Annotated in this window: 18 protein-coding genes; 14 read left to right on the plus strand and 4 right to left on the minus strand. The window is 48.6% G+C overall.

Translation table 11 applies throughout. The features are described from left to right. Positions 1-104: 104 nt before the first annotated feature. The gene (locus C6P39_RS16200) at positions 105-1,226 is read right to left on the minus strand and encodes an ROK family transcriptional regulator (RefSeq protein WP_104804475.1); all 1,122 of its coding nucleotides are present in this window, start codon (positions 1,224-1,226) and stop codon (positions 105-107) included. Between the two features lie 272 nt (positions 1,227-1,498). On the opposite strand from C6P39_RS16200, the gene C6P39_RS16205 reads away from it, so the two are divergent. The 10 genes from C6P39_RS16205 (at position 1,499) to C6P39_RS16250 (ending at position 14,465) form a co-directional block, all read left to right on the plus strand. Beyond that, entirely contained in the window at positions 1,499-2,275 is a 777-nt protein-coding gene (locus tag C6P39_RS16205) for an SDR family oxidoreductase (RefSeq protein ID WP_104804476.1), read from the plus strand. Positions 2,276-2,413: 138 nt separating this feature from the next. Further along, on the plus strand, positions 2,414-3,940 hold the full coding sequence (locus C6P39_RS16210; RefSeq protein WP_095171615.1) for an FGGY-family carbohydrate kinase: 1,527 nt from the start codon (positions 2,414-2,416) through the stop codon (positions 3,938-3,940). Between the two features lie 101 nt (positions 3,941-4,041). After that, entirely contained in the window at positions 4,042-5,430 is a 1,389-nt protein-coding gene (locus tag C6P39_RS16215) for an MFS transporter (protein WP_104804477.1), read from the plus strand. Between the two features lie 131 nt (positions 5,431-5,561). Next, the gene (locus tag C6P39_RS16220) at positions 5,562-5,876 is read left to right on the plus strand and encodes a hypothetical protein (protein ID WP_147737689.1); all 315 of its coding nucleotides are present in this window, start codon (positions 5,562-5,564) and stop codon (positions 5,874-5,876) included. 265 nt (positions 5,877-6,141) lie between these two features. After that, on the plus strand, positions 6,142-6,828 hold the full coding sequence (locus C6P39_RS16225; RefSeq protein WP_095171609.1) for a Crp/Fnr family transcriptional regulator: 687 nt from the start codon (positions 6,142-6,144) through the stop codon (positions 6,826-6,828). Positions 6,829-7,103: 275 nt separating this feature from the next. Beyond that, complete coding sequence (locus C6P39_RS16230; RefSeq protein ID WP_104804478.1) at positions 7,104-9,176, plus strand: molybdopterin oxidoreductase family protein; 2,073 nt, start codon at positions 7,104-7,106, stop codon at positions 9,174-9,176. A 12-nt stretch (positions 9,177-9,188) separates the two neighbouring features. Next, positions 9,189-9,611 (plus strand): 4Fe-4S dicluster domain-containing protein, encoded by a 423-nt coding sequence (locus C6P39_RS16235; protein ID WP_095171605.1) that lies wholly within the window; start codon positions 9,189-9,191, stop codon positions 9,609-9,611. A gap of 3 nt (positions 9,612-9,614) precedes the next feature. Further along, entirely contained in the window at positions 9,615-10,859 is a 1,245-nt protein-coding gene (locus C6P39_RS16240; protein ID WP_104804479.1) for an NAD(P)/FAD-dependent oxidoreductase, read from the plus strand. After that, positions 10,852-11,781: a TDT family transporter gene (locus C6P39_RS16245; RefSeq protein ID WP_104804480.1), complete on the plus strand. Its 930-nt coding sequence runs from the start codon at positions 10,852-10,854 to the stop codon at positions 11,779-11,781. The genes C6P39_RS16240 and C6P39_RS16245 overlap by 8 nt, the downstream gene beginning before the upstream one ends. Before the next feature lie 239 nt (positions 11,782-12,020). Further along, a complete protein-coding gene (locus C6P39_RS16250; protein ID WP_104805957.1) occupies positions 12,021-14,465 on the plus strand; it encodes a response regulator in 2,445 nt (814 codons plus the stop codon). 102 nt (positions 14,466-14,567) lie between these two features. On the opposite strand, the gene C6P39_RS16255 is transcribed toward C6P39_RS16250, so the two are convergent. After that, complete coding sequence (locus C6P39_RS16255; protein WP_104804481.1) at positions 14,568-14,894, minus strand: hypothetical protein; 327 nt, start codon at positions 14,892-14,894, stop codon at positions 14,568-14,570. Positions 14,895-14,962: 68 nt separating this feature from the next. Next, entirely contained in the window at positions 14,963-16,024 is a 1,062-nt protein-coding gene (locus C6P39_RS16260) for an endonuclease/exonuclease/phosphatase family protein (RefSeq protein WP_095171593.1), read from the minus strand. A 150-nt stretch (positions 16,025-16,174) separates the two neighbouring features. Between C6P39_RS16260 and C6P39_RS16265 the strand changes: the two genes are divergently transcribed. Then, positions 16,175-17,983 (plus strand): sensor domain-containing diguanylate cyclase, encoded by a 1,809-nt coding sequence (locus tag C6P39_RS16265; RefSeq protein WP_104804482.1) that lies wholly within the window; start codon positions 16,175-16,177, stop codon positions 17,981-17,983. 43 nt (positions 17,984-18,026) lie between these two features. Here the strand turns inward: C6P39_RS16265 and C6P39_RS16270 are convergent, their stop codons facing one another. Further along, the gene (locus C6P39_RS16270; protein ID WP_104804483.1) at positions 18,027-19,157 is read right to left on the minus strand and encodes an ROK family protein; all 1,131 of its coding nucleotides are present in this window, start codon (positions 19,155-19,157) and stop codon (positions 18,027-18,029) included. Positions 19,158-19,420: 263 nt separating this feature from the next. Here C6P39_RS16270 and C6P39_RS16275 point away from each other — a divergent pair, with 263 nt between their 5' ends. From C6P39_RS16275 to C6P39_RS27705, 3 genes are all read left to right on the plus strand, one after another. After that, positions 19,421-20,446, plus strand: coding sequence for a zinc-dependent alcohol dehydrogenase family protein (locus C6P39_RS16275; protein WP_104804484.1), 1,026 nt, complete (start codon positions 19,421-19,423; stop codon positions 20,444-20,446). A gap of 1,154 nt (positions 20,447-21,600) precedes the next feature. Further along, complete coding sequence (locus tag C6P39_RS16280) at positions 21,601-22,365, plus strand: TlpA family protein disulfide reductase (protein WP_242987061.1); 765 nt, start codon at positions 21,601-21,603, stop codon at positions 22,363-22,365. Beyond that, the gene (locus C6P39_RS27705) at positions 22,358-22,504 is read left to right on the plus strand and encodes a CD1871A family CXXC motif-containing protein (protein ID WP_167388440.1); all 147 of its coding nucleotides are present in this window, start codon (positions 22,358-22,360) and stop codon (positions 22,502-22,504) included. The genes C6P39_RS16280 and C6P39_RS27705 overlap by 8 nt, the downstream gene beginning before the upstream one ends. Position 22,505 lies beyond the last annotated feature (1 nt).

The following is a 22,505-nucleotide window of genomic DNA, read 5'->3' on the forward strand; positions in this document are numbered from 1 at the left end:
TACCTTTTAAGGTCCTTCCATTCCATAGAGAGCACCGAAGATCTGTTGAGGAGCAGGGGCAGCAGCAAAGTTATACTGCCTGCCTCCGCTTCTTAGCAATTACATTAAATACCGTCCAAAAATCCCCTCACAAATTCCAACGACGCCCCAACAGGCACAGAATCCCTTGCAGTTTCCGACAAAAAGATAAAATCCTCCTCATCCGGAAAGGCAGATCTTTCCCATACTTTTTCATGCAGGACATCCATATCCGCCCTTGTCAGATAAGGCGCCATATGTCCTCCCAGAATCACATCGCAGTCCATCACCATATGCAGGTTATTCACCGCTGTGGAAAGATGATCCAGATATTCATCAAAACGTCTCTTTTTCTCCGCCTCCCCATCTCTAAGTCCGGTGAAGAACTCCTCCAATGTCTCCTCCTCATGTATAAGCGCATTGACAGAACAGTATGTCTCCATACAGCCTGATTTTCCACAGTAACAGGGCCGTCCTCCCGGGATCAGGGTCATATGTTCCACGGCACCGCCATGGTTCTGTTTTCCCATCACAGTCTGTCCCCCGATGATCACGGCACCACCCAGATGCTTTCCGATCGAGAGATAGATGGCGTCCGTCAAATCCCTGCGGTTCCACAGCTCTGTGGCAGCAGCGCATTTGGCGTCATGGAGAAACATACAAGGATATTTCAGATGTCCGGAAAGAGCCGTGATCTTAAGCCCTGTATATCCCAGTGTTTTGCCAAAGATGATCTCCTGCCCGTCAGCCGTTGTCAGGCCCTGCACAGCAAATCCGATTCCGAGAACCTGTCCTTCTTCAAATCCGCTGTCCCGGATAAAGGTGCTGACAAAGTTTGCCGTCTCCTTATAATAGGCATCGTCATTTCTATAGAGAAGCTTATGTTCCACACAGCCGCAGATTTGGCCTTTTAGGTCAACGGCCAGGATCCTTACCTGCTTCTTTAATATTTCCACCCCGATCCCAATTCCTGCCTGAGGGCAGACGGTGTAGGCAACAGCCCTTCTTCCCACCTGCGATTCAAACTGTCCTCCCTTTTCGATCAGTCCGGCCTCCTCCAGTGCAACCAGATTCTGTGTGACGGTTGGCAGGCTCAAGTGAAGCTGGTTTGCAATTTCCTGCTTGGAGAGCTTTTCCTGCTCGTACAGAAGATTGTAAATTAAAGAGTAGTTGTTTTTCTTTATATCAGTCAATGTAATATTTCCCATATTCTTTTCATTCCTTTCCGGCAGGCAGCGGGAGATACCCAGCAGCCTTAGATTTATAAAGGATATTTATAAAAAAACTTTACACAATAGAGTATAACACAAACACCCAGCAAACACCGTTGGTAGAAATTCATAAAAATGCAACCCAATATTTGGATAGTTATACATATTGACGAATTGGCGTCCGGGGATTATTATATAAATATATTTTACAAAATGATTTTACAAAATTAAATCACAAAACAAATATCACCAAGAAAAGGAGAGAGACCATGGGTATTATCGAGAAAATGAGACTGGATGGAAAAGTATCTTTTGTAACAGGAGGTGCCCGAGGCATCGGCAAACAGATCGCGATCGCGCTTGCGGAAGCAGGCAGTGATGTGGCGATCGTGGATGTGGACATTGAGGAAGCGAAAAAGACCGCAAAAGCCATTGGGGAGGAGAACGGTGTGAAGACCATTGCCATCCGGACGGATGTGACAAAGCCCGAAGAAGTCAATGCCATGATGGAAGAGATCGTGGGCACATTCGGCAAGCTGGACGCCGCATTCTGTAATGCGGGCATCTGCATGAATATCCCCTGTGAGGAGATGACCTATGAACAGTGGAAAAAAGTCATTGATATTAATTTAAGCGGCGTATTTTTAACGGCACAGGCAGCCGCAAAACAGATGCTGAAACAGGGACACGGCTCTATCATCAACACAGCGTCCATGTCAGCACACATTGTAAATGTACCTCAGCCCCAGTGTTCCTACAACGCGTCAAAGGCAGGTGTGATCCAGCTCACAAAATCCATGGCCATTGAGTTTGCAAAACGCGGTGTGAGGGTGAACTGTATCAGCCCGGGATACATGGGAACAGAGCTGACACTCAATTCCCCAAGCCTGAAACCATTGATCGAACAGTGGAATGCCATGGCGCCTATGGGACGTATGGGACGCCCCGAAGAACTGCAGTCCATAGCCGTGTATCTGGCGGGAGATACCAGCAGCTTTACCACAGGTTCTGACTTCATTGTGGACGGCGCTTTTACCTGCTTCTAAAAAATCTGCAGTTGTTCAGCGGCTTTGCCTTTGGCTATGGGGCCGGCTGCTGAACACTTTTTACGGTCAGCGCAGTCAGTGCGCGGACCTACGGAATCGTTATGCCTTTACTATAAATGTCTGCCAAAGGAGAACAGGATGAAATATTTATTAGGCACAGATATCGGCACATCCGGTACAAAGACTATTTTAATGGATACAGAGGGGAAACTGATCGCAAAGCATCTGGTGGAGTACGACGTACTGACACCACGTCCCCTATGGGCGGAGCAGTGGCCAAAGGTTTGGCTTGACGCAGCGTTTGCTTCTATACGGGAAACGGTTAAAAAATCCGGTGTGGCAAAAGAGGACATAAGCGGCCTTGCTGTCAGCGGCCTCTACGGAGGTTCCGGGATTCCCCTGGACAAGGATATGAAGCCGGTGCGCCCCTGCCTCATATGGATGGACCGGAGAGCCCAGGAGGAAAGTGATTGGGTTCTCTCGCACATCGGGGAGGAGAAACTGTTAGAGATCACACAAAACGGTGCGGACCCATACTATGGGTACACAAAAATGCTGTGGATCAAGAACCATGAACCGGAAAACTGGGAGAAGACAGAGCTTTTCCTGCCGCCCAATGATTATGTGATCTACCATCTCACCGGACAAATTGCCATTGACTACTCCTCAGCCGGAAATATCGGCGGTATTTTCGACATGCGGACCAGAACCTGGTCAGAGGAAATGATGGAGGCCATGGGGATCCCCATGGAGAAAATGCCCCAAAACATTGTGGAATCCACGGATATTGTAGGGGGCCTGACAAAAGAGGCAGCACAGGACCTGGGGCTTATGGAGGGGATGCCGGTCATTGCAGGGGGCATTGACTGCGGCGCTGCCAATATTGGCCTGGGTGTGCTGGAGTCAGGGATTTATGCAGCGGCGATCGGAACATCCATGTGTGCGGCCCTGATTTCCGATCAGCCCGTAAAAGGGAACGGGCTGATCGTATGGCCGTATCTGTATGACGCGAAAAACCTCTCCTATTATTTTGCGGGAGGAGCCACGGCAGGTGCCATTGTCAAATGGTTCCGAAATACTTTTGCGGAGGAAGAAATGCGTGCGGAAGCAGAGGGAAGGGGCAATGCCTACGATTTCCTGAACAGGCAGGCAGAGAAAATCCCTGCGGGAAGTGAGGGACTGGTTGTGCTTCCTTATTTTATGGGGGAGAGAAGCCCGGTCTGGGACTCTGATGCAAAAGGAACCATTGTGGGGCTTTCCCTGACACACACGAAAGGTCATGTGTACCGTGCATTTCTGGAGGCAGTTGCCTATTCCCTGAGAGACGCTATGGAAGCTACCAATGAGAACCTTGGGGAGTATATCCTTCTTGCCGGGGGCGTAACAAAATCCCAGGTGTGGAGACATATTTTTGCTGATGTGACCGGGTATCCGGTGGTCTGTCCGAAACAGGATGTGGAGGCAAACATGGGGGATGTGATCCTGGCAGGGATCGGAACCGGAATCCTGTCCTATGAGAAAGTGAAAAAATGGCAGGTGCTGGATGAGATGATCCTGCCGGATGCAAAGAACCATGAGAAATATAACGAATATTTTAAGCTGTACCACTCAATCTATCAGAACCTGAAAGAGGATATGAAAAAGCTCACAAAACTGGCAGAGTAGGGACTGCCATGGGAAACACCGCCCCGGACGGCGGCTGTGGACCGTAATTGGGAATACCAATAGGAAAGTATGAAAAAGAAAGAGATTAGGGAGGAAGAAGAATGGAGCAGACAGCAAATTTGCAGAACCCTTCACGTGCGGCAAAAAACGAAGGAGCAGCAAAATGGAAGAAACGGATCGGATACGGGGTGGGGGACCTGGGATGCAATCTGGTATTCAGTACCATGGCGTCTTATCTGATGATATTTTATACAGACGTATTTGGAATCTCAGCGGCAGTGGCGGGGACGCTGATGCTGGTAACAAAGTTTATCGACGCACTGACGGATACAGGCATGGGGATCCTGGTGGACAGGACCAACACAAAATGGGGACAGGGCAGGCCTTATTTCCTGATCGGCGCAGTTCCCTTTGCCATATTTACCGTCATGACGTTTTTTGTGCCGGATCTGCATATGACAGGAAAGATCGTTTGGGCTTATGTTACATACTGTCTGCTCTGTACAGCTTATACAGTGGTGAACATTCCACTTAATACCATTGTTCCCCGGCTGACCTCAGATCTGCATGAGAGAAACTGTCTGGTTTCCTCCCGCATGATCTGTGCTATGATCGGAACCGCCATTGTCATGACCATCACCTCTCCCCTTGTGGAGTTTTTCGGAAAAGGAAATGCCAGGAAAGGCTACCTGGTGACCATGACCATCTACGGAATCGCAGCCATGCTTATTTTTGTAGTGACATTTTTAAACACAGAGGAAGTGGTGCCTCCTTCGGTAAAACGGGAGAAGTCCTCCCTGGCACAGGATTTAAAAGGACTGACAGGCCAGAGTGTGATCTTTTTTGCAGTTAACTTTCTCTATTTTGCCATCTATGTGGTGCGGAATACCACAGTTATCTATTATTTTACTTACAATCTCCAGAAGACCCAATGGCTGACTTTTGTGGGACTTTTCGGAATCCTTTCAGGACTTCCCATGCTTCTCGTATTGCCTTATCTGGAGAAGAAAATGTCGAAGCGGAATGTAATGTTTCTGAGTGTACTTATTTATATCATCGGGGATTTTGTGATCTATTTTGGAAAATCTTCCGCAGCATGCCTGATCATCGGCCTGGCGGTGACAGGACTGGGCATATACGGCATATTTGGAACCACTTTTGCCATTCAGCCGGATGTCATTGACTATTCTGAGTACAGGAAAAACAAAAGTGTTTCAGGTCTCATTGCCGCTTTTCAGGGCTTTTTTGTAAAGGCCAGTATGGGCCTTGCAAGCGCCATCATCGGTCTGCTCTTGAAAAAGGGCGGCTATGTGGCAAACGCGGCCCAGACGCCTAAGGCACTTGCATACATTGAGGCCAGCTTTATCTGGATCCCCATGGTGCTCTGTGTAGTCATCGGCGTTGTGATGTGCTTCTACAGACTGGATAAGGAGCGGGGAAATATGGATGTGGAGCTGGAGCGAAGAAGGCGTTCCCTGCGCGCGGACTGAGCCGGGTCCGAACAGGTGGGCATAAGGGGATGTACCTCAGGCAGAAAAAAACGGATATTGTGAGCAGCCTATTGACATTCTGCGAAAACCGTCTTAAGATGCGGGAAAGGACAGTGGAAGGAGAATGCAATATGATATTTCAAAATAATAAAAGGGCCTGGATCCTCTTTGCCCTGACACTCATACTTACTGTTCCCGCATATTTTATGCTGGGAGAGAATACGGAGATTTTGGTGTTTCCGGCCATACAGGCGGCCATCCTGATCCTGGGCAGCAGTGAATCCGTAAAGACTTGGTTTATGAATTATAAGATAAGTGTCATGCACAGTGAGCATCAGTATTATTTTATCTTGTTCCTGGTAGTCTTGCTGATGCTGCTTGTGGGGATCGGATATTTTTATAACCAATATATAGATTTGAACGCTATACATGTATCCGACTCTTAGTTACGGTTCATAGTATACTGGCCAACTCGGGATTTTGCTGCGCATCGCGCAGTATCCCTTTGGGAAAATACCTCCCGGGACATTGGACTGTGAACGGTAACGATTCTTAACAGAAATTAAGTATCTTATATAAATATAGGTAGATATTCGTCATCTGTTACGTTATAATGAGCCTTAGGAAAAATCATGCCGCGCGTCAGCAAAACGGCTGGCAGCAGTCATGGACGCGGTTGGAGATAAAAAGACGTAAGATAGGAGCGTGAGGGTGACGGATATAGAAGGTTCACTTAAGATGATCTTCGGTGCAGAGGAGATCCGGCAGTCCAGTCTGGAACATCTGTCCCGGTACAGTGTGCTGCTACAGATGAAAAAAGGCCAGCACCTGTACCGGGAGAGGGAGGAGATCGTCACGGTTTATGCCGTGGTCAGCGGGACGGCTGCCTTATATAAGATGAATGCCATGGGAGAAAAGAAGGTGATCTTCGTCCTGGGAAAAGGCAGTATCCTGAATGAGGAGATACTTCAGGATTTGCCGGAACCTGTGAGCTGTGAGATCATGGAGGCCGCGGAGATTCTGGCAATCCCCAGAAAGCAGCTTTTGTCTTTGATGGAAACAGATGGGAGACTCATGCGTTTCCTTTTTTCCTCTCAGTCCCATAAAGTCCGGAGACTGTACCGTCAGCTAAAGAATACCACCAATGCCACAAGAGGGGAAAAGAAAATGGCAGCCAAGCTGTGGAAGCTGGCACGTGATTACGGGAAAAAGGAGGAGGGCGGTGTCCGTATCTGCCTGAAACTCACCGTGACCCAGATTGCGGATATGCTGGGAACCAAAAGGGAGACAGCTTCCCGCCAGCTTAAAGTCCTGGTGGAACATGGGCTTGTCCGCTATGATAAGAATACTTTTGTGATACCAAACCCGGATGCTTTAAACCGGTACTTTAAAGAATAAGCAGTTAGGAACATTGTCTAAAACCGTGATTTATGTCACGGTTTTTTTGCGTGTATGGCGTTATCCTTTTTATATAGAAGAAAGCATGGAAGACATTCTCCCGCCTCTGCAGGTGGAGAGAGAGCATCACCAAGAACAAGGGTAACGGCAGCGGCGGGCGGAGAGGAATCGGTATCCCACACTGACATGAGGTCGATCCATGCATCTATATAAGAAGTAGTCGTACTCTGTGAAATTACCGAACAGGATTGAAATAAGGAAAATAGGAGGAAGTCATGAAGAAAATACAATCCACCTGCAATTACTGTGCCATAGACTGTAATCTGGATTTTTACGTGGAGGACGGCAGGATCATGAAAGTTGTGCCCACAAAAGGGTATCCGGTCAATGACGGATTCTGCTGTATCAAAGGTCTATCCCTGGACAAGCAGCTTACCGTTAAAAAACCGTCCCCTCTTCCTAAGATCAGGCAGGCAGACGGGACCATGCGGGAAGTATCCTGGGAAAAGGGCTTTCAGTATGTGGCTGACAAGCTTGCAGAGCTTCAGGAAAAATACGGGACAGAGAGTGTGGCGGGCATCAGTACGGGACAGCTCACCATGGAAGAGTTTGCACTGTTCGGCCATGTGATGCGCAATTATCTGAAGACAAATGTGGACGGAAACACCCGCCTTTGTATGGCAACCGCGGTAGTGGCACATAAACAGAGCTACGGTTTTGATGCCCCGGGGTATACCTTAAAGGATCTGGAGCTGTCTGACACCATTATCCTTATAGGAGCCAATCCGGTGGTGACACATCCGATTATGTGGGGGAAGATCAAAGACAATCACAATAAGAAACTGATCGTCATAGACCCCAGAAAGTCTGAGAGTGCCAGAAATGCGGATTACTGGTATAGCCTGAAGCATAAAAGCGATCTGTACCTCTATTATGCCATAGCCAATCTGCTGATCGAGAAAGGCTATATTGATAAAACATACATAGAGGAGCACACAGAAAAGTTCCAGGAATTCAAGGCGTTTGTGAAAGACTATACACTGAACCGGGCAGCAGAGGCGACAGGCCTGTCGGAGGGACAGATCCTGGAGCTGGCGGAGCTGATCCACACCGGCAAACGTGTCTCTTTTTGGTGGACCATGGGTGTGAACCAGGGGTATGAAGCTGTCCGCACCGCCCAGGCTGTGATCAATCTGGCGTTAATGACAGGCAATATGGGGCGCCCCGGAACAGGAGCAAACTCCATCACAGGCCAGTGCAATGCCATGGGCTCCCGGGCCTACAGTAATACTGCCGTACTCTATGCAGGGGGCGATTTCACCAATCCCACCAGAAGGGCAAGGGTGGCAGAAGCTCTGGGCGTGGAGGAAAGTGTGCTGGCGGAGAAACCCACCAAGACCTATAACCAGATCATTGAGGGGATCAATGCAGGGGAGATCAAGGGTCTGTGGATCCTCTGCACCAATCCAAGACATAGCTGGACCAACAATGAAACCTTTGCGGAGGCTGTGAAAAAACTGGAGCTATACGTGGTGCAGGATATCTATGACACCATTGAGAGCGCAGAGGGGGCCACCGTATTTTTCCCTGTGGTATCAGGTATGAAAAAGGAAGGCACCTATATCAACCTGGAACGCAGACTTTCAGCTATGCGGCAGGTACTTCCGAGACAGGAAAATGAGATATCAGACTACGAGGCCATTTTAGGAGTGGGAAAAGCCCTGGGGATGGGGGATCTGCTTCACGGCTGGGAGACACCAAAGGACTGCTTTGCCCTGATGAAGGAATGTTCCAGAGGGATGCCCTGTGATATTACAGGGGTGACTTGGGAGGGCCTGGAAAATTCCCATGGCATCCAGTGGCCGTTCCGGGAAGGCGATAAACTGCAGGAAGACCAGAGAAGGCTTTACGAGGACGGTAAATTTTTTACTCCCTCCCAAAAGGCACAGTTTATTTTTGAGAAGCCTATGGAAAATCCCATGCCTGTAACCAAAGAGTTTCCCTTTGTGTTTAACACCGGGCGCGGTTCTGTTGGGCAGTGGCATACACAGAGCAGGACAAAAGAGGTGAAATTCGTGGAGGATGTCTCCCTGAAAAAAGCATATCTCTACATGCACCCAAACACAGCAAAACATCACGGTATAATAGAAAACGAGAAGATCCGTGTCTGTTCCGCCAACGGCCGGAACGCAGAGTTTGCTGTAAAGATAACGGAAAATGTCAGGGAGGACGAGTTGTACGCGCCCATCCATTATATGGAGTGCAACAAGCTCACCCCATCCATCTATGACTCTTATTCCAAAGAACCATCCTACAAATCAGCGGCTGTCCGCATTGAAAAAAGATAAGGGGGAACCAAAATGTATCGGATAAAAATAGACCGCAGCAAATGTATCGGCTGCCTGACCTGCGTTACCGCCTGTGTGGTCAGCCATGAGACAGACAGCGGGGATGCCAGAAACCGTGTGGTGATCGACAGTGAGACAAAACCGGCCCCCATATTCTGCCGGCACTGTGAGAGACCGGAGTGTGTTTATACCTGTATGACAGGAGCTATGAGCAAGAACCCTGAGACGGGCTATGTGGAATACCACAAGGAACGGTGTGCCAGCTGTTATATGTGCATCATGTCGTGCCCCTTTGGTATCTTGAAAAGTGACAGCCATGAGCATAAGGAAATTATGAAGTGTAATATGTGTGTGCACAGGAGCCGCGACCATAAAGGCGCCCCCATGTGTGTGGAGAAATGTCCCATGCAGGCCATAACATTTGAGGAGGTGTAGGGTATGAGATATGTGATTCTGGGTTCCTCCGCAGCAGGCGTCAATGCGGCAAAAGAGATCCGCAGGGTGGACAGGGACGGGGAGATCCTCATGATCTCCAGGGATGAAACCATTTATTCCAGATGCATCCTGCATCATTATCTGGGAAATATAAGGAATATACAGCAGCTTGATTTTACGGAACCGGATTTTACGGAAAAATACAGAATAAAGTTTTTGAAAGGCAGAGAGGCTGTATCTGTAAACTGCCGGGAGCACGCCGTTCTTTTAGAGGATGGGGAGCGTGTTTCCTTCGACAGGCTTCTCATAGCAACCGGTTCCCATACTTTCATCCCTCCCGTAAAAGGAATGAGGGAGGCCGGGAATGTGGTTGGTTTCAGGAACCTGTGCGATATTGACAGGATCAAGGCGGCACTGCCAAAGGCCAGCCATGTGGTTGTCATGGGGGCAGGGCTTGTGGGCCTGGATACGGTTTCCGGACTGCTGGATAACAAGGTAAAGCCAGTGGTCGTGGAGCTGGCGGACCATCTGCTGTGTAAACAGCTTGACAAAAAGGCAGCTTCTGTCTATGAGGCAGCTATGGATGAAAAAGGAGTAAAGCAGTATTATGGTGTGGGCGTACAGGAACTTTTTACCGGCCGGGATGGAAATGTAAAAGAACTCCTTCTCTCAGACGGCAGCAAGATTCCCTGTGATTTCCTCATTGTGACGGCAGGTGTGCGCGCAAATGTGGAATTTCTGGAAGGATGCCGGGTGGAGACCGACCGCTTCGGTCTTCTCTTTAATGAATCCGGAGAGACTAACGTGCCGGGAATCTACGGGGCCGGGGATGTATCCGGCAGGGCACCCATCTGGCCCGTGGCTGTCAAGGAGGGCATTATCGCCGGCAGCAATATGGCTGGGGTGAAACGGAAGATGACAGATTTCTTTGCCAGTAAGTCCACCATGAATTTCTTTGGTATCCCCACCATGTCCCTGGGACAGGCAGAGCCTAAAGATGAGACAGAGCTTGTGGAGACACAGGAGGGAAGAGAGGGGTACAAAAAGATCATCCATAAAAACGGACGGATCCTGGGTGCGGTCATCCAGGGGGATCTATCCTACAGTGGTGTTCTCCAGCAGTTAATTGCCAGGAGGATTGACGTGTCAAAGGTGAAGAAACCCATATTTGAGATAGATTACTCCGACTTTTTCCATGTGAGCGACAATTTTGAATATTATTATCAGGAGGACACAAAAGATGAATAGATTGGAAAAATTACCTGTGCCCATACTGCCCACATTTGTGGGAGCACTGACTCTGAGCAATGTATATGCAGGGTTTGGCTATAGCTGGCTGAGGCATGTTATGATGTGGACAGCCATGGTGATCCTGATCTGCTATATAGTAAAAATGATCCGTTTTCCCAAAACCTGTCTGGAAGAGTATAAGGCAGTAGTGCCCTGTAGTCTTTATGCAGGGTTTTCCATGGTGACGATGATCCTGGGCAGTTACTTCTTTGAACTGGGATTCACAGCGGGAAAATTCATCTGGGGAGCGGGCCTGGCCATCCATACGGTGCATTTGCTTGTGTTCACAGTCCGCAACATGATCATGAAACGCGAGATCAGCACCTTTGTGCCCAGTTGGTTTGTTACATATAACGGTATCATGGTGAGCTGTGTGACGGGGGGAGCCATGAATGCCAAGGGGATCCTGACGGTGGTGACATATTATGGGATCGCTATCTATGTGATCCTAGTCCCGTTCATGATATGGAGACTTATGAAAGTGGAAGTTAAGCCGGCGGTCTACCACACCATGGCTGTCCTGCTGGCACCCTGCAGCCTCTGTGTGGTGAGTGTTCTGAATGTTCTGGAAAAACCGAGTCAGGTTCTGGTGACATTTTTGTACCTCTGTGTGCTGGCGTCCCTGGTGTTTATTCTTATAAAACTGCCTAAGTTTTTTTCCTTCCCCTTTGCTCCGGGGTATGCAGGCATGACCTTCCCCATGGCCATCGGGATCGTGGCGTCCGCAAAAATGGGGGCTTTCCTCACAGAAGGAGGACAAGAAGCACTGGGAAATGCAGTGATCCAGCTTGCAGGTTTCCAGACTTTTATCACGACCATGATCATCGGCTATGTACTGCTTCGCTTCTTTATGATGTTTATAAAAATAGAAGCAAGATAAATTTGATCGTCTACGGACAGATATAGGGACGGAAACTTGATATTTTGAAAAAACAGCGGAGAATATTTGAAGATTGGATATTCTCCGCCTTGTTATTCTTGTGAACCATTTTCTTATTATTGGCTATTTCTGCTATTTATGATATAATACATAAATATGTATGTGAACAAACGAGGAAGACTTGTTTTGATACAGGTGTTTTGAGGGATAAGAGGATTAATCGGTTGAAGGAGAAAGACATGGAATGTCAAAGAAATACAGACCCTGCAGTGAACAGAGCTGAGGGGAGCATGCCATCCGGTGAGTGCAGCAGGCTGTCAGGCTTGAGAGAGGGAACCTGCAATTCGGATAGAAGATCAGATTATTTTAAATGGATGATGGATGAATATGTGGGAAATGTCTATCTGGCCGATCTGGAGACATATGAACTTCTGTATTTGAATTCGTCTTCCTGTGAAACCCTGGGCAGGCCGTTTGAGCAGGTGGCAGGCCGCAAATGCTATGAGGTAATACAGGGCAGGACCAGCCCTTGTCCTTTCTGTACCAATCACCTTTTGACAGAAGATGAATTCTATGAATGGGAATATTATAATCCTGTGCTGGACCGCACATTTCTGATCAAGAACCGTATTGTGTACTGGGAGGGCCACAGGGCACGCCTGGAGTTGTCCCACGATAATCACAGTATGGAATACAACATGGCAAAAAAGGACAGGGAAAAAGAAGCCATCATCCGGACCATCCCCGGTGGGTTTGCCAGGGTGGATGCCAGGGATATGCGGACGGTTCTATGGTATGGAGGCGGTTTTCTGCAGATGATCGGTTATACCAAATCGCAGTTTGAAGCAGAACTGCATTCCCGCTGTGATTATGTGCACCCGGATGATCTGGAGCGGGCGGTAAAGGTCATGGAGAATTCCAGAGAAAATGGCGGAGATACAAGCACCGAGGCCCGCATTATCACACGCAGCGGCAGGATTAAAATCCTCACCATGACGTTCAGCTATGTGAGTGCTGAGGAGAGCTGGGATGGTATCCCTTCTTTTTACAGTGTGGGGATTGATATGACCAATGACCGGGAGGAACAGCAGAGACAGCGCATCGCCCTGGAAGAAGCCTGCCAGGCTGCCAGGATAGCCAATCAGGCGAAGACAAACTTCCTTTCTTCCATGTCACATGATATCCGGACACCCATGAACGCTATTATGGGAATGGCGGTAATTGCCCAGGCCAATATAAATTCTCCGGAAAAGATACGGGATTGTCTCAACAAGATCGGCACATCAAGCCGTCATCTGCTCAGTCTGATCAATGAAGTCCTTGATATGTCAAAGATTGAAAGCGGGAAAATCGATCTGACGCCGGAAAAGGTCAATCTGCCGGAGCTGGTCCAGAATATAACGGACATGTGCCGCCCTCTGGTGACAGAAAAACAGCAGGAATTTCAGATCAGTATCGGCCAGGTACGGCATGAGAATATCATTGCTGACGGCGATCGGCTGCAGCAGATCCTCATGAACCTTTTGTCCAATGCGATCAAGTATACCCCTGAAAAAGGAAAGGTCATACTGCGCATCAATGAACTGCACGCACCGTCTCCGGGGAAAAGCCAGTATGAATTTATCTGTATCGACAATGGGATAGGGATAGCCGATGATTTCATCCCCCGGATATTTGAACCATTCACCAGGGCAGAGGATTCCCGCATCAGTAAACTGCAGGGCACAGGCCTGGGTATGACCATTACGGAGAATATTGTCAGAATGATGAACGGTTCCATCCATGTGCAGAGCGAGCTGGGGAAGGGCAGTAAATTTACCGTTTCCGTTCCCCTTGAACTCTGTCTGGAAAAAGAGGAATACAGTGAGGAACTTGCCGGTCTGCCGGTACTGATCGTGGATGATGATAAAATAACCTGTGAAAGTGCAGCGGCACTGCTCAATGAATTGGGAATGCGGGGATATTGGGTATTATCCGGTAAGGAAGCTGTCCGGCGGATCGTAGAAGCCCATGAAGAGAAGGATGATTTTTTTGCCGTTGTGCTGGATTGGAAGATGCCGGAGATGGATGGTCTGGAGACAGTGAGAGCCATCCGCAGAGAACTGGGCAGCGATGTGCCCATTATCATTGTTTCCGCTTATGACTATTCGGAAATCGAGGAGGAATTTCTGCAGGCAGGAGCAGATGCGTTTATCACAAAACCACTGTTTAAGTCCAAAATGCTGCAGGTACTCCATATATTTATATCTTCAGATCTGGGTGAGGCGGCAGAATCAAAGGATGAGAATATACATACGCAGACAGACTGCAAAAAGATCCTGTTGGCAGAGGACAATGACATGAACCGTGAGATCGCGGTGGAGCTGCTCCAGATGCAGAATTTCGCTGTAGACGCAGTGGAGAACGGACAGCGTGCCCGGGAAGTGTTTGAAGCATCCGCAGTGGGTGAATATGATGCCATTTTGATGGATATCCAGATGCCGGTCATGAATGGTTATGACGCTACTTCTGCCATACGTTCCCTGAACCGCTGTGATGCGGGGACTGTACCCATTATAGCGCTGACAGCGGACGCTTTTACCGCTGACGTGGCAAGAGCCAGGGATAAAGGTATGAATGATCATATTGCCAAGCCCATTGAACTTAAGCGGCTGCTGGATGTTTTAAACAGATGGATGCAATAAAGGTTGTGCGTGATCCTGTCTGAGCTGCAGGGAAATGGGATAGGAAATGCAAAGGTCAGGTACCAGACGATACCTGACCTTTGCATTTCTGTCTGTATAAAGTTAGCATACATCGGAGATAAAGCCCAGTGTACTGTCCGCGGCTGTGCCGCTGATGACATAGCGGGCAGTATTCCGGCAGGATTCCGAGTAAATAAAAATCTGATGAGCCTCCCGGTCTGGTCCCTGAGGGACTTCCGCATAAAAAGTGATACAGGAACCTTCCGAGATTCCGTGATCCTTCAGACTGATGGTGGCGGAAGCTCCGGGTGGGAGCATGGTGTGCCCCTTCTCATAAATCCGGCAGCCCCGGCAGTCCACATAGACAAAGCCGGGACGCACAATAAAATTTCCCTGGTTTTTCAAATGAATATGGCTGATCTCCTTCATGTAAAGACTCCTTTTCACAGAATATCCTCTATAGACACTCTATGCGGAAATCCTTGAAATCAGTATGCTTACTTGAAAGCAACTTCCAGACGCACCGGCTGGTGGTCTGTGTATTCAAACCCCACGTCAATGACATTTACATTTCTCACCGCCAGGTTGTCGGATACAAGGAAGCCGTCGATGACATACACCTGAGAGGTATCGTATGACCCGGTATAAGGGGCGTTCAGCAGACGGCAGGTGGGGAAGGAATCATCTATGGCAAAGGAAAAATGTTCGGGGATGTCACTTTCCCCGATCACACCGGGAACCCAGTCTTCCTTATGGGTGACAGGATATTTGTCTACGCCCTCAAAGGTCTGGTTGAAATCTCCCCCTGCAATGACATAATTTCCTTTTTCATATTCCCTGGCCAGCACATCTGCAAGCATTTTGCTCTGAGCTATTTTACCCTCCCCGCTGTCATATGCCTCCAGATGGAAATTGATGAGCACCAGTTCTTTGGAGGAATCCTTCAGAGGAAATCTGGTAACCAGAAGACAGCGTTTCAGATTACAGGTCTTTACCGGCCAGGAGAAGGACTCCGGCAGGGAAAGTCTGACAGCATCTGTAACATAGTTGTCCGTCAGAGTGACCAGGCCGCTTTCCACATGCCCGATAGGAGGAATCGGGTAGGGTACAAAATCACATTTGAAATTATAGGCGAAGAAGCTGTTTTTGTTCAGAGCTTCGCTGTAGATGCTGCGTTGATCTATGCCGTAGGAGCGGGTGGAATTGATGTCAACCTCCTGTAAGAAATACGCGTCAGAGGGATTATCCTGAAGGATTTTTGTGATACCGTCCAGGTTGTCTTCCACCAGGGATTTGGAGCCGGGTTTGACCTTGCTCCCGCCGTCCATGAAAAAATCCTCATCTTTACTCAGGGATGCATAACCGGTATTGTAGCTCATGACAGAAAAAGGACGGCCCAGTGAGAGCAGTTCACCGTCTTTGTAATTCCCCTCCACGGTTTCCTCTGCCTTTGGACGGTATTCCCTAACGGTAAGGTAAACCACAAGAAGCAGTAAAATACCAATGAGAACCAGTAAAAGGATACCAATGCCTTTGAAAACGGTTTTTGCTTTTTCCATAATCTTCCTCCTCTTTTGTTATAGTTTCATTATAATAGACTGCAAGGGAAACTGTAAAGGAGTTTCTTTAATTCAAATTGACGGGGCATCCGCGCTCCTATATAATATATAGAAGAGACACGGAGTCGGCGTTCAGGAAGAAGGAATGATATGCAGAAAAAAAAGAGGTGGATCACAGTCGGAATCCTCACCCTGGCCATTGGGTTTATCATAGGGGCATCTTTCTTCTATGCTGCTTATATTTATGACATTCTGGAAAATGAAACAAATGCCTATGCGCAGGAGCTTGCGCAGCAGAGTATAAAGCTGATCAATGAGCGGATAAACAATGATTATCTGTATCTGGAGGGAATCGCGGATTCTATTGGGGGACAGAAAACATCGGTCCATTCAGAGCGGGTTTTGGATATCCTGGAGCAGAAATCCAATATAACCCGTTTTACAAAGCTTGCTGTTGTGGATTTGGACGGCAATATGTATTACAACGGCATGGAGCAGCAAAGGAATGTGAAGGACAGGGATTATTTCAAAAAGGCGATGCAGGGGGAAAGCTCCGTGGAGAGCCTAGTTGGAACCGACAGCAGCAGGAGAATGATGATCATCAGCGTACCCATATACCGGGAAGGGGAAATCAAAGGGATCGTGCTGGGACAGTATACCATGGACCAGCTGGAATATTTAATGTCCATCCAATATTTCAATGGAGAAGGGTACAACTATATAACGGATTCCTCCGGAGAAATATTAGTGCGTTCAGAGCAGGGGGACGCCAAAGAGAATGTGCTGGAAGACCTGGAAAAAGTGGTCAGTAAAGAATTCACCAGGCAGAATCTGCAGGATTTGGCAGAGCATATGAAAAAGAAAGACAATGGATATATTCGTTACCAAAAAAAGGGTGAGGAATATATATTAGAGTATACGGCTGTGGGGATCAATGACTGGTATCTGCTTCTGGTGATCCCCTGTAATGTGGTGGACGCCAAGACAAGGGATGTGATCGACGGCACGGCACTGTACTGTGTTTCCGTTCTGCTGGTGCTGGGTCTGATGGTTTTTGTCATGCTGAACAGCCGCCGTATGACCCATAAAAAAATAAAGCAGGCATATGAGAATATCCGTTCTATTTACCGGACTGTGCCCAGTGCCATTGTCCGTTTTCGCCTGGATGAGAATCTGCCGATCCTGGATTCCAATGACGGTTTTTACCAGTTCATGGAATGTTCTTCGGACGAGTATCAGGAGAAATACGGAAGCTTCCTTTGGCCGGTCCTGGAGAGCGGAGACCGTGAGTGGTTTCAGAATCTCAAAGAGGGGCTGGTGTCCAGGGAGTTTTTGATCCGATGCGGAAAAAAGCAGAGCAAATGGGCTTACGGGAATTTTGATGTGCAGAGACAGGAAGGTCATCTGGTTGTCCAGTGCGCCTTTATAGATATCAGCCGCCAGAAACAACAGCTTTCAGAGGCTGTGAAAAGTGCATCCAGAGATTCCCTGACCGGTTTAAAGAACAAGAGAGCACTGGAGCAGGAGATGGATTTGGTCATTGAGGAGAGCGGCAATGCAGGGGCTTTTCTGATCTTAGATCTGGATAATTTCAAGAATGTGAATGATACCTGCGGCCATCCCCAGGGGGACCGGGTTCTGCAGTTATTTGCAGCCTGTATGAAGAACACCTTCCGGGGAGATGACTTTACGGGACGTATGGGCGGCGATGAGTTTGTGGTGTTTATGAGGAATGTAAATGAACGGCAGAAAATTTCCAGAAAGGCAGAGCAGCTTATGGAAAATTTCCAGAGCAGCCTGCCGAAGGAGTTCAAGGGATGCAGCCTGTCGGTCAGTATAGGGATCGCTGTGGCACCTGATGACGGAACTACATTTCCTGTGCTTTACCAAAAGTCAGATAAGGCACTTTATGAGGCGAAAAAGCGCGGAAAAGACCAAGTTTGTTTTTATGAAGGATAAGAGGTATGGGAACTGTCCACACAGGGGCTGTTCCCATACCTTATTATATTTCGTGCAAAAATTCATCTATATAATAGAGAGCCGCCCCCACGGGAGGTGCAAGCTGTCCGTGGGTACTCAGAAAAATAAAATCCTTCTGCTGTTTATATGGGGAGGAGTCTGTGATCATACGTGTGAGCCGTTCCAAATCTTCCGGTAGAAAGTAGGGGGCCAGATATCCGCTTATAATGACATAGCAGTCCAGCACCACATTCAGGTTACATATGGCAAACGCCAAGTGCCGCAGGTAATCCTCCCAGATCTTTATGAAGGCAGGGGTTCCAAGCCGGAGTTGTCCGAAGAAAGTGGGAATGTCGGTCCCTGCCGCCCGCTCCAGACTGTCCGCGGAACAGTAGGTTTCCAGACAGCCCCGCTCCCCGCAGTAGCAGAGCGGGCCGTCAGGATTGATACACATATGTTCTATGGAACCGCTGTGCATGCCGAGGCCGTTATGCACTTTTCCATCCAGAATGACAGCCCCGCCCAGATTCTGGTTCAGCAGGACTACAATGGAATCCCGGAACTTTTCCTGATGCCAGGTTTCCAGATAACCGGCTGCTTTGGAGTCGTGTTCCAGGCGGCAGGGATAGGGAATATGGCGGGCAAAATCCGAAAGCTTCATACCGGTATGGTCCAGCACCCTGCCATAGCTTACAGAGGTACCGTCAGTGGAGATCAGGCCCTGCATTGCGATCGCTGCGCCCAGGATCTGTTGCCGGGGCAGCCTATATTTTTCTGTGAAAGCATTTACCGTTTGCCCTACTTTTTCACAGTATGCATCTGAGACATGAAAAGGGAGGGGGTAAGATTCCTGTTCTAGAATGCAGCCGTATAGATCCACAGCGGCAATATGCAGGGTTTTCCTGAGTATCTCAATACCGAGAGATATTCTGGCCCTGGGCAGAATGCGGATAGCCTGGGCCTTTCTGCCGCCTGTGGATTCAAAATAACCGTTCCGTTCGATCAAGCCTTCCTCCTCCAGAAGCTTCAGATTCTGTGTCACAGTGTTCATACCCATCTGCAGGGCAGAGGCGATCCCCTGCTTGGAGATGGTGTGGCTGTCATATATGAGATGGTATACTTTGCTCTTATTTATCTTTTTGATTTCCATTGTGGTCATGCCGGTTGTCATCATGAATTTCCTCCTGGGATATTGCTGTTTGCATCGGTTCCGTATCTCGCCGGTTACTGCTGCTGTTTCTATTTTAGTATGAGAAAAAGAAAAAGACAATTCCTAATCAAAAGTTATAGCAGAATGAATAAAAACTTGTGCTTAAAATTGGTATTATTGTCAATTGTAATTTGTGGTACCTTGCTATATAGTGAACTTATGCGTAATACATAATCATAAGTTTAAGGTAAAAGTAAAAATTAGTTTTGATTCAGGAGGAGTCGGATATGAGAAGTGCAGTATTTTACGGAAAACATGATCTGAGAGTGGAAGAACATAAGATGCCTGTTGTGGGGCCTCATGATGTGTTGATTCAGGTTAAGGCATGTGGCGTGTGCGGAACCGATGTTCATATTTATGAGGGAGATAAAGGCGCAGCGGAAGTGACACCGCCCACCATCCTGGGACATGAATTTTCCGGTGTGATCCGGGAAGTGGGAAGCCAGGTGAAGAATTACAAAGCGGGGGACAGGGTGTGTATTGATCCAAACTGTTACTGCGGAGCCTGTGACCCGTGCAGAAACGGGGTTGCCCATTACTGTGAAAATATGATCGGATATGGAACCACAGTGGACGGCGGATTTGCGGAATATTGTGCGGTGGATGAACGTCAGGTCTATCTGCTGGGCGAGCACACCACTTTTGAGCAGGGCGCAATGGCAGAACCGGTGGCCTGCTGTCTCCACGGTATTGACATGTGCGAGATCCAGCCCGGACACCAAGTGGTGGTGATCGGCGGCGGTATGATAGGGCTTTTGATGCTTCAGCTTGCAAAGCTGGCAGGGGCCGCTAAGGTGGCCTTGCTGGAACCGGTGGAGAACAAGAGGGAAGTGGGAAGAAAGCTTGGGGCAGATGTATGTATTGACCCGCTGAAGGAAGATGTAAAAGGCCGTCTGGCAGAATGTGGGATGAACTGGGTGAATGTGGTGATCGAATGTGTGGGGCGTCCGACTACTATTGAGCAGGCAATTGATATTGCGGGGAATAAGGCGGTTGTCATGATGTTTGGGCTTACAAAGCCGGATGAAGAGATTGCTGTGAAGCCGTTTCAGATCTTTCAGAAGGAGTTGGTGCTGAAGGCTTCCTATATTAATCCTTATACACAGAGACGGGCGCTGGATCTGATTAATTCGGGGAGACTGGATGTGAGCAGTATGGTTTATGCGGTATGCGGACTGGAGGAATTGGAGGATGTTTTGGGGAGGCCTGAGGTGAGGGCGAAAGGGAAGTATGTGATCGATCCGGGAAAATAGGGGAGGAGATGAGTGGACTTTGGTAAGCGGATTTAGATAAGCGGATTTAGATAAGCGAGTATAGATAAGCGGATTTAGATGAGCGGATTTAGATGAGCGGATTTAAATGAACGGATTCAAATAAACGGATTCGGGGGAGAGGCTGTCGGGCGGAACACGGTTGTGGGAGCTTGGCGGCTTCTTTTTTTGTGTTTTGGCTGGGAGGGACGGGATGAGGGGAGGTACCGGGAGGGGCGGCGGGGTGTATATCTGTGGCCGCTCGACGTTCCAGAACCTGTGAGCTAGCCAATAACTACGACTAAGACGTTCGCCAGCGGGCTCACGCCTAAGTCTGCGTAATTGGCGGATCTCACAGAACCTTCCACTTAACCTCGCTGCCACAGATATACACCCCGCCGCCCCTCCCGGTACCTCCCCTCATCCCTGGTGTTCTCAGGCGGATGGGTTTGAGGCAGACGGAATCCAGGCGAAAAGTGCTTGAGACAGATGAGCTTGAGGCATAAGGGCTTGAGGTAGAAAAGGCTTGAGACGGATATGCTTGAGGTGGAGAGCATTGAGGCGGAAAGTGCTTGAGACAGAAGTGCTTGAGGCAGAATAGGCTTGAGACGGATATGCTTGAGGCGGAAGTGCTTGAAGCGAAAAGTGCTTGAGGCAGAAAGTGTTTGAGGCTTAATGAGTTTGAGACGGATAGGCTTGAGACGGAGAGCATTGAGACTGAAAGTGCTTAAGACAGAAGGGCTTGAGGTAGAAAAGGCATGAGACGGATAGGCATGAGACGGAAGGGCTTGAAGCGGAAAGTGCTTGAGGCAGAAAGTGCTTGAGGCAGAAAGTGCTTGAGGCAGAAAGTGCTTGAGGCAGAAAGTGCTTGAGGCGAAAGTGCTTGAGGCAGAAAGTACTTGAGACGGATAGGCCTGAGGCGGAGGGCATTGAGGTAGAAAGTGCTTGAGGTGAAAGTGCTTGAGGCGGATAGGCTTGAGATGGACAGGATTGGGGCAGAAGGGCTTAAGGCAGAATGGATTAAGGGGGAATGTGATTTGGTTACATAAGAGGGGGAAATGGAAAAAATGTGGGAAAGGGTATTGACATTTGGAACTGTAACTAATATAATTTCAGTATGAACTGTAACAGAGAAGATAACAATATGGAGGTTTATTATGAGAAAACGGAGACAGTATTGGATGGCAATGGCGGTGACGGCTGTAGTGGCGGCTGGGGTGCTGGCTGGTTGTGGGGATAAAGAGGATGATGGGGGGAAGGTTGAGACACAGACAGAAGAGAGCGCGAAAAGCCAGAAGGAGGAGAGTGTAGCCTCCGGCAGTGCTGCAGAGGAAAGTGCAGAGACGAAAGAAGTGCAGGAGGGGAAGGATGACAGTCAGGGAGAGGGACAGAAGGCGGACGTAGAGAGCGGCAGCCAGGATGGACAGCAGGCAGAAGCGCAGGATGAGGGCGCTGGGGATGCGGTGGAGAAGAATGATGTTTTTGGGGAGTTTCAGACTAAGACACTGGATGGGGAGGATGTGGACCAGGAATTGTTTGGGAAATCGGATCTGACCATGGTGAATATCTGGGGGACTTTCTGCGGGCCTTGTATCAGGGAAATGCCGGATCTTGGGGAACTGAGCCGGGAATATGCGGATAAAGGATTTCAGATGGTGGGGATCATCAGTGATGTGAGTAAACCGGGGGATGAGACGGCGCTTGAGATCGTGGAGTCAACAGAAGCTGATTATACACATCTTGTGATACCGAAGGATGCCAATATGCAGTATAGGATCTTGAAAAATGCGCAGGTTGTACCCACAACGATTTTCCTGGATAAGGATGGTAACCAGATTGGAGATACTTACCCGGGAGCAAAGAGTAAGAAGCAGTGGACAGCTATTATAGATGAGATGCTTGGGAAGGTGTCAAATGAGTAGGAAGAAAGCGGCAGTGATCAGAGGCCTGCTTCTTGTCACGGCGGCGGCCTTTATCCTGTTTGGGGTGAGCCGGGGGGAAGCGGATACAGTGCTTACAAAAGCGATCAATATATGTCTGGAGTGTATAGGAATTGGTTAAT

Source organism: Blautia marasmi, assembly GCF_900258535.1.
In the GTDB taxonomy this organism is placed as follows: domain Bacteria; phylum Bacillota; class Clostridia; order Lachnospirales; family Lachnospiraceae; genus Blautia; species Blautia hominis.

Excerpts from the sequence above, each read along its gene's own strand:
- C6P39_RS16200 (WP_104804475.1), bottom strand. The coding sequence starts at position 1,226 with ATGGGAAATATTACATTGACTGATATAAAGAAAAACAACTACTCTTTA.
- C6P39_RS16205 (WP_104804476.1), top strand. The coding sequence starts at position 1,499 with ATGGGTATTATCGAGAAAATGAGACTGGATGGAAAAGTATCTTTTGTA.
- C6P39_RS16210 (WP_095171615.1), top strand. The coding sequence starts at position 2,414 with ATGAAATATTTATTAGGCACAGATATCGGCACATCCGGTACAAAGACT.
- C6P39_RS16215 (WP_104804477.1), top strand. The coding sequence starts at position 4,042 with ATGGAGCAGACAGCAAATTTGCAGAACCCTTCACGTGCGGCAAAAAAC.
- C6P39_RS16220 (WP_147737689.1), top strand. The coding sequence starts at position 5,562 with ATGATATTTCAAAATAATAAAAGGGCCTGGATCCTCTTTGCCCTGACA.
- C6P39_RS16230 (WP_104804478.1), top strand. The coding sequence starts at position 7,104 with ATGAAGAAAATACAATCCACCTGCAATTACTGTGCCATAGACTGTAAT.
- C6P39_RS16235 (WP_095171605.1), top strand. The coding sequence starts at position 9,189 with ATGTATCGGATAAAAATAGACCGCAGCAAATGTATCGGCTGCCTGACC.
- C6P39_RS16240 (WP_104804479.1), top strand. The coding sequence starts at position 9,615 with ATGAGATATGTGATTCTGGGTTCCTCCGCAGCAGGCGTCAATGCGGCA.
- C6P39_RS16245 (WP_104804480.1), top strand. The coding sequence starts at position 10,852 with ATGAATAGATTGGAAAAATTACCTGTGCCCATACTGCCCACATTTGTG.
- C6P39_RS16250 (WP_104805957.1), top strand. The coding sequence starts at position 12,021 with ATGGAATGTCAAAGAAATACAGACCCTGCAGTGAACAGAGCTGAGGGG.
- C6P39_RS16255 (WP_104804481.1), bottom strand. The coding sequence starts at position 14,894 with ATGAAGGAGATCAGCCATATTCATTTGAAAAACCAGGGAAATTTTATT.
- C6P39_RS16260 (WP_095171593.1), bottom strand. The coding sequence starts at position 16,024 with ATGGAAAAAGCAAAAACCGTTTTCAAAGGCATTGGTATCCTTTTACTG.
- C6P39_RS16265 (WP_104804482.1), top strand. The coding sequence starts at position 16,175 with ATGCAGAAAAAAAAGAGGTGGATCACAGTCGGAATCCTCACCCTGGCC.
- C6P39_RS16270 (WP_104804483.1), bottom strand. The coding sequence starts at position 19,157 with ATGATGACAACCGGCATGACCACAATGGAAATCAAAAAGATAAATAAG.
- C6P39_RS16275 (WP_104804484.1), top strand. The coding sequence starts at position 19,421 with ATGAGAAGTGCAGTATTTTACGGAAAACATGATCTGAGAGTGGAAGAA.
- C6P39_RS16280 (WP_242987061.1), top strand. The coding sequence starts at position 21,601 with ATGAGAAAACGGAGACAGTATTGGATGGCAATGGCGGTGACGGCTGTA.
- C6P39_RS27705 (WP_167388440.1), top strand. The coding sequence starts at position 22,358 with ATGAGTAGGAAGAAAGCGGCAGTGATCAGAGGCCTGCTTCTTGTCACG.